Source organism: Thermophagus xiamenensis, assembly GCF_900112795.1.
Taxonomy (GTDB): Bacteria; Bacteroidota; Bacteroidia; order Bacteroidales; family Marinilabiliaceae; genus Thermophagus; species Thermophagus xiamenensis.
In genome coordinates this window covers 44,885-62,544 of the sequence record NZ_FONA01000007.1, presented here as the reverse complement: position 1 = coordinate 62,544, position 17,660 = coordinate 44,885, and the positions used below count along the sequence as shown (strand labels likewise).

General features: G+C 41.0%; 8 protein-coding genes and 1 riboswitch. Of the genes, 5 read left to right on the top strand and 3 right to left on the bottom strand.

Going from position 1 to position 17,660, the window contains the following annotated elements; all coding sequences use genetic code 11:
• The first annotated feature begins 83 nt into the window (after positions 1–83).
• The 3 genes from BM130_RS05435 to BM130_RS05425 all read left to right on the top strand — a co-directional run bounded on the left by BM130_RS05435 (position 84) and on the right by BM130_RS05425 (position 7,474).
• Complete coding sequence (locus BM130_RS05435; RefSeq protein WP_010526248.1) at positions 84–2,516, top strand: glycoside hydrolase family 94 protein; 2,433 nt, start codon at positions 84–86, stop codon at positions 2,514–2,516.
• A gap of 294 nt (positions 2,517–2,810) precedes the next feature.
• Positions 2,811–5,888, top strand: coding sequence for a SusC/RagA family TonB-linked outer membrane protein (locus BM130_RS05430; RefSeq protein ID WP_010526249.1), 3,078 nt, complete (start codon positions 2,811–2,813; stop codon positions 5,886–5,888).
• A 20-nt stretch (positions 5,889–5,908) separates the two neighbouring features.
• On the top strand, positions 5,909–7,474 hold the full coding sequence (locus tag BM130_RS05425; RefSeq protein ID WP_010526250.1) for a RagB/SusD family nutrient uptake outer membrane protein: 1,566 nt from the start codon (positions 5,909–5,911) through the stop codon (positions 7,472–7,474).
• Positions 7,475–7,587: 113 nt separating this feature from the next.
• Here the strand turns inward: BM130_RS05425 and BM130_RS05420 are convergent, their stop codons facing one another.
• From BM130_RS05420 to BM130_RS05410, 3 genes are all read right to left on the bottom strand, one after another.
• A complete protein-coding gene (locus BM130_RS05420; protein ID WP_010526251.1) occupies positions 7,588–9,291 on the bottom strand; it encodes a diflavin oxidoreductase in 1,704 nt (567 codons plus the stop codon).
• Positions 9,292–9,377: 86 nt separating this feature from the next.
• Positions 9,378–10,526 carry a PepSY-associated TM helix domain-containing protein gene (locus tag BM130_RS05415; protein ID WP_044138335.1) on the bottom strand — a complete coding sequence of 383 codons (1,149 nt, stop codon included), beginning with the start codon at positions 10,524–10,526 and terminating at the stop codon, positions 9,378–9,380.
• 138 nt (positions 10,527–10,664) lie between these two features.
• Positions 10,665–13,019 carry a TonB-dependent siderophore receptor gene (locus tag BM130_RS05410; RefSeq protein ID WP_010526253.1) on the bottom strand — a complete coding sequence of 785 codons (2,355 nt, stop codon included), beginning with the start codon at positions 13,017–13,019 and terminating at the stop codon, positions 10,665–10,667.
• A 541-nt stretch (positions 13,020–13,560) separates the two neighbouring features.
• Between BM130_RS05410 and BM130_RS05405 the strand changes: the two genes are divergently transcribed.
• Both BM130_RS05405 and BM130_RS05400 read left to right on the top strand, forming a co-directional pair.
• A complete protein-coding gene (locus BM130_RS05405; RefSeq protein WP_010526254.1) occupies positions 13,561–15,000 on the top strand; it encodes a carbon starvation CstA family protein in 1,440 nt (479 codons plus the stop codon).
• Positions 15,001–15,422: 422 nt separating this feature from the next.
• Positions 15,423–15,648, top strand: a riboswitch (cobalamin riboswitch).
• Positions 15,649–15,749: 101 nt separating this feature from the next.
• Positions 15,750–17,657, top strand: coding sequence for a TonB-dependent receptor (locus BM130_RS05400; RefSeq protein WP_010526255.1), 1,908 nt, complete (start codon positions 15,750–15,752; stop codon positions 17,655–17,657).
• Positions 17,658–17,660 lie beyond the last annotated feature (3 nt).

Sequence of the window (17,660 nt, the reverse complement as noted above, 5' to 3'; positions counted from 1 at the left end):
TTGAGTAGGCTAAATAAAATGATTTTTAATCCTGAAGTAGTCTTTTGATGCTAATTTACAATAATTAAAATAAAATATATAATATGAAATTTGGTTTTTTTGACGATAATAATAAAGAATACGTAATTACTACACCTCAAACACCTTGGCCCTGGATAAATTATCTGGGAAATGAGGATTTTTTTTCATTGATTTCCAATACGGCCGGAGGTTATTCATTTTATAAAGATGCCAAATTTCGTCGGCTAACCCGCTATAGGTACAATAATGTGCCAATGGACAGCGGAGGCAGATATTTCTATATAAAAGATGGGGAATCAATATGGTCACCAGGCTGGAAACCTGTTAAAGCAGAATTAGACTATTACGAGTGCCGTCATGGGTTAAGTTATTCCAAAATTACCGGTGAAAAAGAGGGATTGCGAGCAGAAGTGTTGTTTTTTGTTCCTTTGAATGCATGGTGCGAAGTTCAAAAGATGACACTCACCAATAATACGTCTGAAGTAAAAAAAATTAAACTTTTTTCTTTTTTGGAATGGTGTTTATGGAATGCTGAGGATGATCAGAATAACCTGCAGCGTAATTTGAATACCGGTGAAGTAGAGGTAGCGGATTCAACCCTGTTTCACAAAACTGAATATCGAGAACGAAGGAATCATTATGCTTTTTATCATGTCAATGTTCCAATACAGGGTTTTGATACCGATAGAGAGAGTTTTATAGGCCTTTATAATGATTTTTCTAATCCCATGGCTGTTCTGGAAGGTAAACCCCGAAATTCCTATGCCCATGGATGGTCTCCTATTGCTTCGCATTATTTGGAAATTGAATTGAAACCTGGTGAGAAAAAAGATTTAGTTTTTGTGCTTGGTTATGTGGAAAATTCAGAAGAGGAAAAATGGGAAAAGAAAAATGTAATCAATAAAAAGCCGGCAATAGCTCTTATCAATAGATTTAATTCTGTTGAAAAAGTAAACCGGGCCTTTGATGAGTTAAAGAATTATTGGACTGGGCTTTTGGACAGTTTTGTATTGAAAAGTGAGGATGAAAAGCTTGACCGGATGGTCAATATCTGGAATCAGTACCAGTGCATGATAACATTTAATTTGTCCCGCTCGGCTTCTTATTTTGAGGTAGGTATTGGCAGAGGGATGGGCTTTCGTGACTCGAATCAGGATTTGATAGGCTTCGTTCACCAAATTCCGGAAAGAGCCCGGGAACGTATTTTGGACCTTGCTTCTACACAGTTTCCGGACGGGGGAGCTTATCATCAATACCAGCCACTGACCAAGAAAGGAAATAATGCCATTGGTGGTGACTTTAATGATGACCCGTTGTGGCTTATTCTATCCACTTCTGAATATATTAAAGAAACTGGCGATTTTTCAATTTTAGAAGAGAATGTTCCTTTTGATAGTAATCCTGCATTAGCAAAGCCTCATTTTGAACATTTAAAAGCTTCGTTTTATCATGTTGTAAATAATCTGGGACCTCATGGGTTGCCTTTGATTGGCCGAGCAGACTGGAATGATTGCCTAAATCTGAATTGTTTTTCGAATGATCCCAATGAATCGTTTCAAACTACAGGTAACAAAAAAGATGGCAAGGCAGAATCGCTGATGATTGCCGGGTTGTTTGTTGTTTATGGGCGTGAATTTGTTGCTCTTTGCCGGAAAATAGGTAAGAATCAGGAGGCTGATGAGGCTCAAAAACATGTTGACAAAATGGTGGAAGCCGTTAAACGATATGGCTGGGATGGTGAATGGTTCCTGCGCGCTTATGACTATTACGGAAACAAAGTGGGCAGTAAGGAAAATGAAGAAGGACAAATTTTTATTGAGTCGCAGGGATGGTGTGGAATGGCATTAATTGGGCATGAAGAAGGTATGGTAGAAAAAGCCTTGGATTCGGTTAAGGAACGTTTGGATTGTCAATATGGTCTGGTATTGAATAATCCTGCCTTTACAAAATATAAAATTGAATATGGTGAGATATCTACCTATCCACCCGGATATAAGGAGAATGCCGGTATTTTCTGTCATAACAATCCATGGATTATGATTGCTGAAACTTTGATTGGGCGCGGCGAACGAGCTTGGGAATATTACGCCAAAATATGTCCGGCCTACTTGGAAGATATTTCCGATTTACATCGAACAGAACCGTATGTATATGCCCAAATGATTGCTGGGAAAGATGCCTATAAACCGGGTGAAGCCAAAAACAGTTGGCTCACAGGAACCGCTGCATGGAATTACTATGCCGTTACCCGATATATCCTTGGCATTCGGCCTGAATATGACGGTTTAAGAATAGATCCTTGTATACCTCCTTCATGGAAGGGATTTCAAGTGAAACGAAAATTAAGAGGAACTACTTTTTTGATTACTGTGGAAAATCCTAATTCGGTATCCAAAGGTATTAAGAGGATAGAACTGGATGGAAATAAGTTAGATGAAAATATTGTAGATTCCTTTGATGGTGGGCTGCATGAGGTGTTGGTGGTAATGGGATAAAACCTGACCAATTGAGGAATTAGATAGTTTGCATAAAAAAACATAAGGTTCTTCTTGTGTCAATGAATCATATATTAATGATTGGATTTATCGGTTATGAAAATGATACAATTAAAAGCGGATTTTCGATGTCTATGGTTTATAGTTAATTTCTAAAAAAAAAGGAGGTGTTTGAATATGTAAATATTTGAATTGTATAAAAACAGGGATGTGCCCTTAAAAATTGGCGTTGGAAAGGGCAGCATCCCACTTAAATGTTAAAAGTTTTTGTTAAAACCAATAACACACAAATCTATGAAAAAGATTAAATGTTTTTGGGAATTAGGCTTGTTAAAAAAAGCTAATTCCTGTGGCAAGAGATTTTTTGCCCGAACTTCAGTTGCTCTTGCGACTTTCTTTGTTTTAACTTCGGCAGCTTTCTCGCAGGAGCTTAAAATGGTTACCGGACAAGTAACCGATGAGCAGAACCTCCCTCTTCCGGGTGTTAATGTGGTTATTAAAGGCACCATGCAAGGAACAATTACCGATACCGACGGTAATTATCAAATTCAAGTGACAAGCAGTGATGTTCTCCAATTTAGTTTTGTTGGTTTTCAAACTACCGAGGTCCCTGTCGGAGACCAGTCCGTTATTAATGTGGTTCTTACCGAGCAAGCGACAGGCATTGATGAAGTAGTGGTTGTCGGCTATGGGGTTCAGCGTAAATCGTTGGTTACCGGAGCAATTTCAAGTGTTAACGCTGAAGACCTTGAATCTACTTCTAATACTCGGGTAGAGCAGGCTATTCAGGGTAGAACGGCCGGTGTTACTGTTCTTCCAACATCCGGTTCACCCGGTGCCGGTGCTCAGGTGCGTATTCGGGGCACAAACTCCAATCAAAGCTCTGAACCTCTCTATATTGTCGATGGTATGAAAGTAGATAACATCGACAATATTGAACCCGGAGATATAGAGTCTATTGAAGTTCTCAAAGATGCAGCTTCATCTGCCATTTACGGTTCCGAAGGTGGAAATGGTGTAGTCATCATTTCAACCAAAACAGGAACTAAAGGGAAAGGACAGATTTCCTATAATTTTCAGTATGGGATTCAGAGCGTCAAAACCAACATGGAGCTTATGAATGCCCAAGAGTATGCTCAGTATATGGAAGAACAGGGCTCTAATGTTACCGTGCCCGAAGGTATAGGAAACGGCACCGATTGGCTCGATGAGATTTTTGAAGATGCACCAATGCAACGGCATCATTTGAGTTTTTCAGGCGGAGGTGAAATATCCAAATATCTTGCATCTGTTTCATATAACACCCAAGACGGTGTCGTAGGCGGAGACAGGGCATCGTTTGAGCGATTGTCTTTCCGGTTAAATTCTTCTCACGATATCAAAACATGGCTGGAAGTAGGTAATACATTTACCTATTCTCATTCCAAGAGAAAAACTGTTGGTGAAGATGATGAATACAGAGGTGTACTTAATAATGCCTTATTAATTGACCCAACAACTCCGGTTTATTATGAACCAGGTGAAGAGACACAAAAAGAGTTAGATGCTTTGGCTGATGGACAACCCTTGCTGACCGATGAACAAGGCAGGTATTATGCTTTGCCGGTGAATGCTACGGGTGAAATTGCCAATCCTGTAGCTATGTTGGAGACTTATAACAATGTAAGGACAAAAGATCAACTTCTAGGTACGTTGTATGCCAATCTGAAACCGTTTGATGGATTAACTTTTACATCCAGGTTGGGATTAGACTTAATTTTTGACCATTACCATAATTGGAACAAGGTTTATTATTCATCTTCTGAAAGACAAAATGGCACAAATACAATAAGTGATGAATTAGATAAATATTTTAATTGGTTGTGGGAGAATTTTGCAACTTATCAAACTTCTGTTGATGAGCATAATTTAACATTTCTTTTAGGATATTCAGCTCAGAAAGATAGACATCCAAATTGGTATCTATATTCAGGACCAATGGCAATGGAAGGAGATAGGTTCGCTTATCATGATCATACTACATCAAGAGAGCTGGATGTGGTTGGTGGCGACCTGGTTGAAGAAACAATGAATTCAATTTTTGGACGCTTTTCATATAGTTATTTAAATAAATATCTTTTTGAAGCATCAGTTCGTCGGGATGCTGCAAGCGTCTTTTCTTCTGATGATAAATGGGCTACGTTCCCGGCTTTCTCCGCCGGATGGGTCATATCTGAAGAAGATTTTTGGAACGAAACATTCATGGATTATCTAAAATTAAGAGCTAGCTGGGGACAGAATGGAAGTAAATCTATTTTATCGGGAACTGCCGATCAAGAATTCTGGATTGTTTCTGGTATTTATTATCCTAATCCTTCCGAGGATGGATATTTTTCCGGTGCCCAAATAGAGAAACTTCCTAATGATGACCTTAAATGGGAACGTACTGAACAGCTTTCAGTAGGGGTCGATACCCGAATGTTTAATGGACAATTAACATTCTCCGCAGACTATTTCGATAAAGTCACCAAAGATTTGATTGTTGTGGGAATGTTCCCTCTTTCTGTTGGGAATGATTTTCCTTTTGTGAATGGTGGTGATGTTTCAAATTCCGGTTTTGAGTTTGAACTTGGTTATAATGATAGCTTTGGTGATTTGAATTTATCTGCCAATGTTAACTTTTCAACATTAAAAAATGAAGTGACCCGATTGGATCAGGATGCTCCTATTGCTGGTGCCAATGTTCGAGGTTATGATTTGACTTGGTTCGAAGAAGGGGAGCCTATCTGGTATTTTAATGGATATAAAACCGATGGTATTGATGAGACTACCGGTTTGCCGAATGTGGTCGATGTTAGCGGAGATGGCGCCATTACTTCTGCTGACCTGACAAAGATAGGTGATCCTCATCCTGATTTCCTTTATGGAGCGACACTTAATCTCGATTATAAAGATTTTGATTTCAGATTATTTTTACAGGGCTCGCATGGCAATGACATTTATACCGCCTGGTACCGTCCTGACCGTCCGCTTTCAAACAAACCTAAATACTTTTTTACCGAACGGTGGACACCGGAAAATACCAATGCATCTATGCCTAAGCCCGATGGTAGTAGTGAATACATATACCGCAGCGATTTAATGGTACAGGATGGTTCTTACATGAGAATTAAACAAATTCAATTAGGTTATTCTTTACCCAAAAGTTTAATTCAAAATTGGGGAATCACAAATACCAGAGTCTTTATTTCTTTAGATGATTATTTCACTTTTACCGATTATGAGGGTCTGGATCCTGAGGCTGGAAGTACTAATAACCAAAGTCTTGGCGTAGATCGTGGTGTTTATCCCATTCCTCGCAAAATGATGTTTGGTATATCTGTTAATTTCTAATTTTTAAATTCGATAGAAATATGAAACCATATAATTTCTTAAAATGGATGCCGGCTTTAATAATTATCTTACTGCCGGCTTGTAGTGATGATTTCCTTGATGTTGAGCCCGCTGGCAGATTGTCAAGTGATATCTATCCATCAACAGATGAGGAAGTTCTGGCCACTATTATTGGCGTTTATGATTTGATGCAATGGAATTATGGTAGGGATTGGAACAGTGCATTCTTTGCCAAAAATTTGCCCGCCGACGACTGTAATGCCGGTTCTTCCGAAAGTGATCAATTACCATATCAAAATTTGGATGACTTTAAAAATGAAGCTGATAATACTGTAACCACGGCTATTTGGGAAGGTTTTTATAAGGCTATTAATCAATGTAATACCATTATTGAGCGGATCGAGCCCGAAAATGATTTCCGGGAGCAAATTATTGCTGAAGCTAAAGCTTTGCGTGCCTGGAATTATTTCGAATTGGTGACACTGTATGGGGATGTCCCATTTTTTACAGTTAATCCAACATCTGTGGATGATTACCACAAACCACGGACCCCAAAAGAGCAAATTTATGAGAGTATAGAATCTGACCTTATTGAAGCTATTGATATTCTTCCTTTGAAGTCTGAATTGGAAGATAGTCATAAATTTAGGGTTTCAAAAGGTACTGCCCAGTCTATTTTGGGGAAAATTTATTTGTATCAGGAAAAATGGAATGAGGCACACACTGTATTATCACAAGTTATTTCTTCTGGTGAATATGATCTTGAGCCAAATTTTGGTGATGTATGGAAACGAGTTGGGGAATTAGGTGTTGAGTCGGTTTTTGAAGTTCTTTATACCTCTCAGGAAGGATATGACTGGGGTAATTTTGGATGGGCTGGTGAACATGAATCTAATATTCATGTTCAATTAATGGGACCTCGATCTCCATTCTTTGGTAATTTGGATGTTTTAGGAATTATTCCCGGATGGGGCTTTAACCTTCCTACCGCTTCTATTGGTGCTGCCTTTGAAGAGATGGGGGATAATGGCCCGCGTTATCAGGCAACACTTATGAGCGAAGAAGAATTTATTGCCGCTGGTGGTGAAATTAATCCTGACACTGATGATGACGGGAATCCGGTTCCTGCTCATGATTATGAAGGCTATTTGCGGTTGAAGTATGTAACCTATTCAGATCAGACAAATACTAGTGGTGCTGCTATACCTGAGCTCAACTATACCACCAACTGGCGACTCATTCGTTATGCTGATGTGCTTTTGATGGCTGCTGAAGCTTACAATGAAGACGATGATGAAGCCAGTGCTCGAGTTGAATTAAATAAAGTAAGGGCCAGAGCAGAATTAGCCACTTATGATAGCCCCATGTCGAAAGAGGAGTTGAGAGAGGCTATTAAGAAAGAGCGCCAACTTGAACTGGCTTTCGAAGGTAGTCGTTACTGGGACTTGATTCGTTGGGGCGATGCGGCAGAGGTGTTAGGTCCTTTGGGGTTTGTTGCCGGGAAACATGAACATTTCCCCATTCCTCAAACCGAAATTTCTTCTAATAACGCAATTACTCAGGAAGACCAAAATCCGGGCTTCTAAGAGCGCATTTTTTTGACCCGTGCCGAATAGCAAAAGGGATTGTTCCGAAAAAATGGGACAATCCCTTTTTTATGAAACACTTTTCAATTTTGGGATTAGGGGTTCAATAGATCTTAATATAGGTCCTCATAGTACTGTCCCTGATATTTTAATAGTTCTAGTATGGTAGATGATCGATTAATATCTTTGGGCTTGTTTAGTGGCAAATGATTTATTGCTTGTTTAACGCCTTCCCCCATGCGCACGGATCCACATACATAAATTCGTGCTCCCTCGTTAATCCATTGAACCATCAGGTCCGCTTTTTCCAGAATTTTATCTTGTACATACTGTCGGGTTGAAGGCTCTCGTGAAAATGCCATGTCTAAATGTTGAAGCAGGCCTTGACGCTTCCATTCAATAATTTGTTTGTTGTAAAGGAAATCTGAATTTTTGGTTTTCTCCCCAAAAATCAACCAGTTTTTATTGGTGTTATTAATGCTTCGGTGATGCAGAAAGCCTATAAATGGGGCGATGCCGGTCCCTGCGCCAATCATAATAACAGGAATTTTGGGGTCTGAAGGTAGTCGGAAGCCTTCATTGGGAACCAGCTTGAAGGGAAATTTTTCTCCTTTTTTTAGCCATGATAAATGGTTTGAACATGCACCATAATAGACGCGTTTTCTTTGGTGAAACCGAATTTGTTTAACGGTCAAATGAAGTTCGTGAGGATTTTTTTCCTGACTGGAAGCTATGGAATAGTAACGGGGACGTATTTTTTCCGGTATATTAATGAAATCTTCTATTTTTAATCCATTTGGGAAATCGGTGATTAAATCAAATAAATCATGTTGTTTAATATAATAGTTAAGTTTGTTTTCATTTTCCAATAAAGCTTTTAATGCTTTATGGTTAGTTGCATTGGCGTAGGCTTTAATGGTATTTTTGCTTAGAGTGGTGATTTCCAATTGTGTTTGTAAAAGTTCACCTGCTGTTGACAATTCTCCTTTAAAAGGTACTTCGTAGTCGGGTGAAATACGAAAATGGTTCAGAATGCTTTTTACAATCGGGGAAGGGTTTCGGGGAATAACCGAAATGGTGTCGCCAGGTCTGTAATGAGTGGTTTCAGGATCTATTTTTGCTTCAATGTGATATATTTCAGATGAAGAACCCGGATTTAATAGAACTTTATTAATGATATGGGCTGAATGGATACTTACAGCGGGGTTCTGTTTTTTTATGTGGTTATTAAGCGGAGTGCTCAAATCGGAAATTTCAACGGATGTTCCTGTTTTTATGCAATCGTCTTGTTGGTAATTGTGTGAATGCTTGTTTTTTATATAAAGTCGATGCACATTTTTGATCCAATCGGTAGCGGTATCTCTGAAATTTAAATCACAATCCTTTCTTGCGAGGAGGGGTACAGCTCCCAGTTCTTTCAGTTTTTGATCAACAATTTTACCGGCCTGACAGAAGTGCTCGTAATCGGAATCCCCCAAGGCACAAACACTGTATTGCAGATGTCGGAGCGACATGTTTGTATACTCCAGTTCTTTAAAAAATGATTCGGTTCCCGGTGGTGGATCGCCTTCACCATAGGTGCTTACTACTATTAGAATGGTATTTTCTGATGACAATTGAGATACAGTGTAATGGGCCATGTTTTTTATCCCGGCTTCAATTCCCTGCATTTTAAAATAACGTGCCGTTTCGCGGGCTATAAATTCTGAATTGCCCGAATGGCTACCGTAAAGTATGGTGATTTCGGTGTCTGTAGGTTGGTTTTCGTTAAGGGAATCTGCAGTTTTAAACAGCCAGGATAGTAACTTTTTTACCATAATATGTTGCGTTACTTTATGAGTTTTAAAATGGGAAATGGTACTTTAAAAGAGCATGTTGAATGGTGTTTTCCAATTAAAACAGCTTAGAATAACGAATTCTGTTTTCGTTTAGTTCTCTTCCACCACATCATAAACCCTGTAACCGGTAGGGATGCAGCAATTAGACTGACGAAAAAGGCCAGAATTTTACCGGGCAATCCCAGTATTGCACCAGTATGGATATCATAATTGGCATGGATTAGTTTTTCCCCTGCATTCTTCTCATCATGTTTACGTTCTGACAATAATTCTCCCGAATATTGGTCAAATTGCAGCTGATGATTGATATAATAAACGCCTTCTTTTTGTTGTACATAGAAGTTGATGACTCCGGTGCTGTCAGAAGGTGGAGTGATACGAAAAGCGGCGGCATCGGAATAACTTTTTCTGGCTGTTGTCAATGCTTTGTCGATGGGGCTGACTGCTTCGATGGGACGGAGTTCCGATGCTGCTTGCGGTTGACTGGGTGGCGTGGTTGTACCAGCAGCTGCCACATATACCGCTGCCTGGAACCATTTAAATGCCCAAACCAATCCAGTCAAGGCAATTATTAAAGCGCCCATAAAACTCCAGAAACCCAGAATGTTATGCAGATCGTAGAATCTTTTATACCAACCCGTTGTTTTTTTCCATTTGAACAGAAATATGTTTTTGGCCGATCTAAAACTACGTGGCCACCATAAAACCAGTCCGGTAATTAGCAATATCACAAAGATGATGGTGGCCCATCCTACTATGGGCTGACCAATGGAGGTTTCCAGAAGCAGACTCCAGTGCAGAAACTTAACAATGTTGAAAAAGTTAGTCTTTTCATTGTAAATCTTTACGACCTCCCCCGTATAAGGGTTGATGTATAATGCCTTGTAGTGGTCGATAAACCCGAAATAGGTGAGGGCATCAGGATTGCTGGCGTAACTGTAGAATATTTGATTTTTTCGGGGGTCGTTGTATATATTTACCCAGGATATCGCTTCCCCTTCGGGCAATTCGCTGCGGGCTATTTCCCATAATTGCTTCTGAGTCAAGGCAGATTTTCCATTCGAATAGTCGTTATATATGGCATCCCTTCGCAACCACTTCGTGATTTCGGGCTGGAAAACATAAATGCTCCCGGTAATGGACACAATGAACACCACAATTCCTGAGAGAAGTCCAAGCCACAGATGAATCTGAAAAATTATTTTTTTAATCATGATTGCCTGTTTTATAGAGAAAGGAATGAGTTTAAAACCCATTCCTGCGTTAATGAATCTGACGGTTGGTTTGTTTGCATGTGCTGTCAGGGATATTTGTTGATTATCCATGCGTTGTTTTAAATATTAACATCCGGTTTAGAAGCGGTAATTGATGCTCAACCGATAGTTGATTCCCGGTTCTGTTTGCCAGTAGTAAAAATTCCCGTAACTACCTCCCGAATAGAGATATTCGTCAAGTAAGTTGTTGACATTTAATCGTACAGCGATAGCATTATTCTCCCAAAAGAGGGCGCCGTCCAACCGGAAATAATCGGGCAACATGGCTTCATTATCGGCCCCCCACGACCAGGAAGAGCGGTCCACCTGATACTGATAGCCCAACCCGATTCCCCATCCTTTGGGTAGCCAACCGTTCGAACTATATTTTAACCACCCGTTGGTCATATGTCGGGCATGACCTGCCAACTTAGTTCCTACCACTTCCGGATTCGTGTCTTTAGTAATTTCTACATCGGTGTAGGCATAATTGAGAATAAGGTTAAGACCGGGAAGGATATTCCCTTGTAAGTCGAACTCTATCCCTTCGGATTGGGCTTCACCTAATTGGATCTGATAATTAACATCTTCAGGGTCGGTGGTTAATACGTTTTGTTTGGTGATCTGAAAAAAGGTTATTGATGAGATCCATTTTCCATTACCCCATTTTCGTTTGATGCCTGCCTCCATGTCAATTGCTTCTACGGGTTTAAAAGCATTTCCTTCCTTGTCGGTTCCAGCTTCGGGGATAAAGGTCTGGTCCCACAGTCCGTAAACAGAGGTATTGTCATCAAAGGAAAAACTGATACCTGCTCTGGGGGTAAATACTTGATCATCGGTATTGGCACCATAAACTGATGTACGATAATTGGTGTATCGACCGGCTAGTGTCAGTCGGAGTCTATCTGAAAAGAATATAAGCTCATCCTGGAAATAGGCAGAAGAAGATTGTATGGTTTGGGATGCAGGATAACTGCCGTTGTAGGCGCGTTGGCGTATGCTCAAACTGCGGTCGAAAACTGGCATTTGGGAGGTGGGTACATAATGGACGGGGTTGTAGATGTTGAGAGGGTTATTTACTCCGGCCAATGGTCCCGATTGGAACCAGTCGGCATAGTAGGTTTTGCTATTCATATCGATACCTGCGAGAATGTGATGACCAATCTTACCGGTGAAAGTATTTCCTTCAATATAAGCCTGCCCTGATTTGACATTGCTTATGGCATCCCATATACCCAAGCCACGGTAAACCAAACCGTCTGAAGTTACCGAATCTGGCCAAAGGGATGAACCGACCAGTTTGTAGTCAAGATATCCCAGTTGAGCTGTAAGCTGCCATCGGTTTCCAAGTTTATGATTAAGCGTTACAAACAGGTTATGTTCCCGTATATCAGTGGGGTCAATATTGGGTTCGGCCAGAGTAAAATCACGGGGCAGAGTCCCCATCCCATCCGGGGCAAAAACATAGGCCGCACCAACTACCGATAACCTGGAGTACTGATAGATATACTCTCCAGTAATGGTTGTATTGTCGCTAAAGTGATATTGAATGGAAGGATTCAGGGTATATCGGTCGTTAAACTCATGGTCTCGGTGCGAATTCTTGGTTGATGCCATTGCATTGAATCGATATAGCAAATTGTTCCTGCCGGAAAAATGTCCTCCCAAATCAATGGTGGCTCTGAGAGTATTGAAGGAACCGACCATGACACTGGCATTGTTTTTGGGTGTAAGCGCGGGCTTTTTGGTTACCACATTATAGAAGCCACCCGGTTCACCCGATGAGAGCATAAATCCTGCCGGTCCTTTCACAAATTCGATGCGTTCAACAATCGACAAATCTTCGGTAAGAGGGCCCCAGGGCAAGTCTACATTCATTCCATTGCGAAAGGCAGGAATTTTAAAGCCACGCATGTTGATACGTGCAAAAGTTCCCCAGTGCTCAATCATTTGGGCGCCGCTCGTATTACGGCTTACACTTTCCAACATTTCGGTGAGTTGTTGGTCGGCAAGCACCTCTTCGCTGATGATTTGAACATTTTGTGACATTTTTAGTAAGGGAACATTGTTTCTAAGCGATTGCGAAGGTTCCTGGATGGAATAATCGGACTGGTGGTTGCCAACAACCAAAACTTCTGCTATTTCTTTTTCTGTGCGTTCCATTTTTATGGCTGGTGCTATGGTTTGTTCACCAGCCACCACGTGAACAACAACTTCTTGAGGCTTGTAACCAACGTAGGAAGCCTGTAAAGTATATCGACCCGGTCGAAGGTTTTCCAGCAGGTATTCCCCGTTGGCATTGGTTATGGTACCAATGGTGGTTCCTTTGATACCTATATTGATGGGTGCTTCCTCTTCTATGGGCATGATGATGCGACCACGAATAGAGCCCGTTTGAGCATTTACAAATATTGAAAATTGTATGAATAATGATACGAATAGAATGAATTTCATATTTCTTGATTTTTAATTATTTATATGCGTGTGTGATTATTCGTCTATAATGTTTCTGGATGATAATTAAATTTGACCTGTGAGACCGAGATATTTTATGAGCACAAAAGTAGACTTCGATGAAAGGACGGTCAATCCCTATTTCTTGTTATTTTGAATTATTCCAAATAGCGTATTGTTAATTGCCGGTTTGATATAAAACTGTGGAAATTTTTTGCCTATTTATGTCTTGATTCGTTTTTATTGGTAGGGATTAAAAGTTGTTTATTAGGCCTTTGTGCTAAATAATACCTATTGCATTATTTCTTTCTTTTAACTTATGTGGAGTTATTTAAGATTGTCATATTCCCTAATATTAGGGATAACCGAGAAGGAAGTGTTTTGCGTAAAATTTATCCATAGATACATAAATGTTGCAGGTTGAATTATAACCTAAGGGTATTTTTTTTAATTTCGTTTTTCAAATTTTAACAACTATGAGTAAGTAAAACCTTTTGTTTTTATTCTGTTGAAACTTCTGAAATAATAATTATTCATTATTATGGTTACTTTTATATTGTCAATTGTTGGGTTAATTGCTGGTTTCTTTATTTACGGCAAATTTGTAGAAGGTTTTTTTGGTGCTTCCGATAAAAATGAAACACCTGCACTAAAAATAAATAATGGTGTGGATTATGTTCCCATGCCCACATGGAAGGTATTTACCATTGAGTTTCTGAATATTGCCGGTCTGGGGCCTATCTTTGGGGCAATACTGGGCGCTATGTATGGACCAATGGCTTATGTGTGGATTGTGTTTGGTTGCATATTTATGGGGGCTGTTCATGATTATTTTTCTGGGATGCTGTCGGTGCGTAATGAGGGGGCCAGTATTCCTGAGATTGTAGGAAAATATCTTGGTCCTGGATTCCAAAATTTCATGCGGCTCTTTTCATTGTTGCTATTGATCTTTGTAGGTGTGGCCTTTGTCTCTGGTCCGGCCGAACTGTTGACAACCCTTACCAACGGGGGCTTAAAATTATGGTTGTATGTCATCTTTGCTTACTATCTCATAGCCACTTTGTTGCCCATCAATAAGATCATAGGTCGGATCTATCCTTTATTTGGTGCAGCATTGCTAATCATGGCCATCGGAATTGCCGGGGCAATGATTTATTATGGTTTTGTCGGGGAGCTGACAATGAAAGAAATATCTTTTTCCAAACTGAAAAATTGGCATCATAATCCAGCGGAGAATATCCTTTTCCCAATGATGTTTATTGTGATTTCGTGTGGTGCTTTAAGTGGTTTCCATTCTACCCAGGCGCCCATGATGGCGCGGTGCATTAAGAAAGAGAGTTACGGTCGGCATGTTTTTTATGGTGCCATGATAGCCGAAGGGATTGTAGCCATTATTTGGGCTACTGCTGCCATGAACTTTTTTGATGGTCCCGAAGGATTGAACAGCACCATGCAGATGGATGGGCATAATCCTGCCTGGGTTGTTAATGAGATTAGTCGCAGCTGGCTGGGAGCCGTTGGTGCCGTCTTTGCCATCATTGGGGTGATTGCCTGTCCTATAACCACGGGAGATACAGCTTTTCGGAGTGCCCGACTCACCATCGCCGATGTTCTGAAGCTGGACCAGTCGTCCATTCGTAAGCGTTTGTGGGTGAGTATTCCCTTGTTTGCCGTTGGTTTTGTATTGTCTCAGCTGGAATTTGCCACCATCTGGAAATATCTGGGACTTTCCAATCAGGTGTTGGCCGTGGTGGTTCTATGGGCGGGTGCCATGTATCTGGTTAAAGTTGGGAAACCTCACTGGATGCTTTCATTGCCTGCGGTTTTTATGACTTCGGTATGTGTCACCTATCTTATCGTAGCCCCCGTGAAAAACGGAGGATTCTTTTTGGACCCATCAGTAGGCATTCCACTGGGAATACTCTTGGCTGTAGCCGCTTTTATTTGGTTCCTGATAAGTGCCAGCAGGCAGCGAGGGTGAGACTTCTCGCATTAAACGAGCATGACAAGGTTAGGTTATAAGATCAATAGGCCGGTAGGCAGTAGGTGAATATTTACGGTCTAAAATAGCGGGTAACTAAAAACTATGCACTGTAAACTTATTGGTCATGTGAATTCCATTCTGCTAATAACTAGTTAATACTTTAGAGATTGTAATCAATGCTTATCAATGGGAGAAAGTATGCGCATTTATTGTTTTAGGGATACTTGTGGAATAGTGAAAGGTTGCCCATGAATTGAAAAAAAGATGCGTATTCTAACAGGGAAAAGATGCGCATGATAAAAAATTTCTTCCGCATAATTTTATCATTTCATGCGCATAAAAAATAAAAAGATTTGCATCGAATTTTTTGTTCGAAAAGCACAAAAAATTTTCTTTTGCAAGAAAGAAAAAAATATTACATTTGTCGACATAAAACTGGTTCATTGCTCTCGTATTTACTTCCGAGAGAATGATTAAAAGGGAATCCGGTTAAAGTCCGGAGCTGTCCCCGCAGCTGTAAGCTCTTTAAAAGGTTTGAACAATACCCCCTGCCACTGAAAACTGTGATTAATCATAACCACAGCTTTTGGGAAGGCGGTTCAAACCGGAGCAAGCCAGAAGACCTGCCAGTAAATCTAAATTCGTAGCTTTCGGGTGAAAAAGCGAAGATATGAACAGTTTTTTCCGTTCTATTTTCACTGTACCGGATGTTGCGAATGATTAAATCTGTTTAATCATTTGTAACTATGTTGTTGAAGTATTCTGGGATTTGCATTTCACTGATATTCCCGATGTGGGTCAGCGCACAGGATCTTTTTCAGGAGGAACCCGTGCGATTAAAAGAGGTGCGTGTAACATCTACCCGCCTAAGGGAATTTGCGGTGGGTGCTTCTGTGACTTCGCCCGATTCTTCGTTGATGAATCTTCATCAAGAGGAATCTCTCTCATCTCTATTATCTGCCGCATCGGGCATTGATATAAAAACGTATGGTGTTGGCGGCCTCACATCCCTCAGTATGCGTGGAGGGAGAACCAATCATACGGCCGTTTTGTGGAACGGATTGAATATTCAAAGCCCCATGAATGGTGGCGTAAACCTTTCGGTTATGCCGGTGCGCTTTTTTAATCATGTGGAAGTGCAGCGGGGAGGTTCCGGAACCCTGTTTGGCAGTGGTGCTGTTTCGGGGGTTATCCATTTGTCGGGCAAGGATCTTTTGGGGATGAAGAATGGCTTGAATGTTTCAGCTTCAACCGGCAGTTTCGGATTTGGCGCCGCCGCTGCCGATGTGAAGATGGGAAATTCCGGATTTGCCGGTCGGCTGGCGGTCTTTGGACAGCAGGCCGATAATGATTTTTCCTTCATTAATACTTCTCGTATCGGTCATCCCAAAGAAACTCAGACCAATGCCGGTGTTGAACAATATGGCGTTTTACAGGAAAATCAATGGCGCATTTCCGATCGGTCGATGATGACAACTGGGCTGTGGTTTCAGGACTACAACAAGGATTTGCAAACCCTTATGACCAGCCGCCAGCCCGACGATACCAATCAGAAGGATAAGAATTTTCTGGTCTCGGCCAACTTTAAATATTACGGACAAAGAGGAACGTTTCAACTCAAACAGGGATTGATTCGCAACAAGGTTCTCTACTCCAATCCCGACTATGTGGACCCTCAGGCCGACAATAATTCCAGATCGTGGATTAGTGAGGCCGAATATAAATATCGGGTCGGGGTGCTTCATTCCATCAATGCTGGGGTGAATTACACTAACGAACTGGCATGGTCAGACGGATATATAGGTGATGTAACGCGTCACCGCCTGTCGGCTTTTGTGTCGGGGCGTTATGGCTGGGCCAATGGACGTGGTGCTGCAGTATTGAGTGTGCGCGAAGAGTTAACCAACGGGAATGAACAACCGGTGGTTTTCTCGTTGGGACTGGAGCATCCGTTAGTGAATTGGGCAACCATTAAAGGGACGGTCTCAAAAAATTACCGAATTCCTAACCTGAATGATCTTTACTGGAAAGATGATGGCTATTCCATGGGTAATCTCGATTTGAAGGCAGAAGCCGGATGGTCGGGAGATATGGGCATCGATTTCTCCTTTTCGATGAGTGAAACGGTTAAAACAGAGGTGACCACCGCTCTGTTTGCTTCACGAACCAATGATATTATCGTATGGCTTCCGGAGGATGGCGGGAAATGGATGCCACGGAATAAACAAACCGGCGAAACGCTAGGTGTGGAGGCAGGGTTGCAGCTTACCTCACAAGCAGGTGTTAACACCTTGGCCGTCCGCGTGTTTTATACCTATGTGAGCTCAACCTTAACTACCGATGATGAATACAATGATCAACAAATGATCTATACCCCGAAGCATAAGGTGAACACGGTCTTGAGCTTTGCTTGCCGACCGTTTTATGTCACGCTTTCAGGTGTCTACACCGGCGAAAGGTATTACGATTATAAAAACACTTTGGAAGCCTATACGCTGTTGAACGGCATGGTCGGATATAAATTAAAGCTTTTGAATGTTGGTGCTGACCTCTCCTTTAAGGTTAATAATATTACGGATACCGCTTACCAGGTGGTGGCTTGGTATGCCATGCCGCCGCGAAACTATAGAATTACACTGAGTTTAACTATTTAAAAA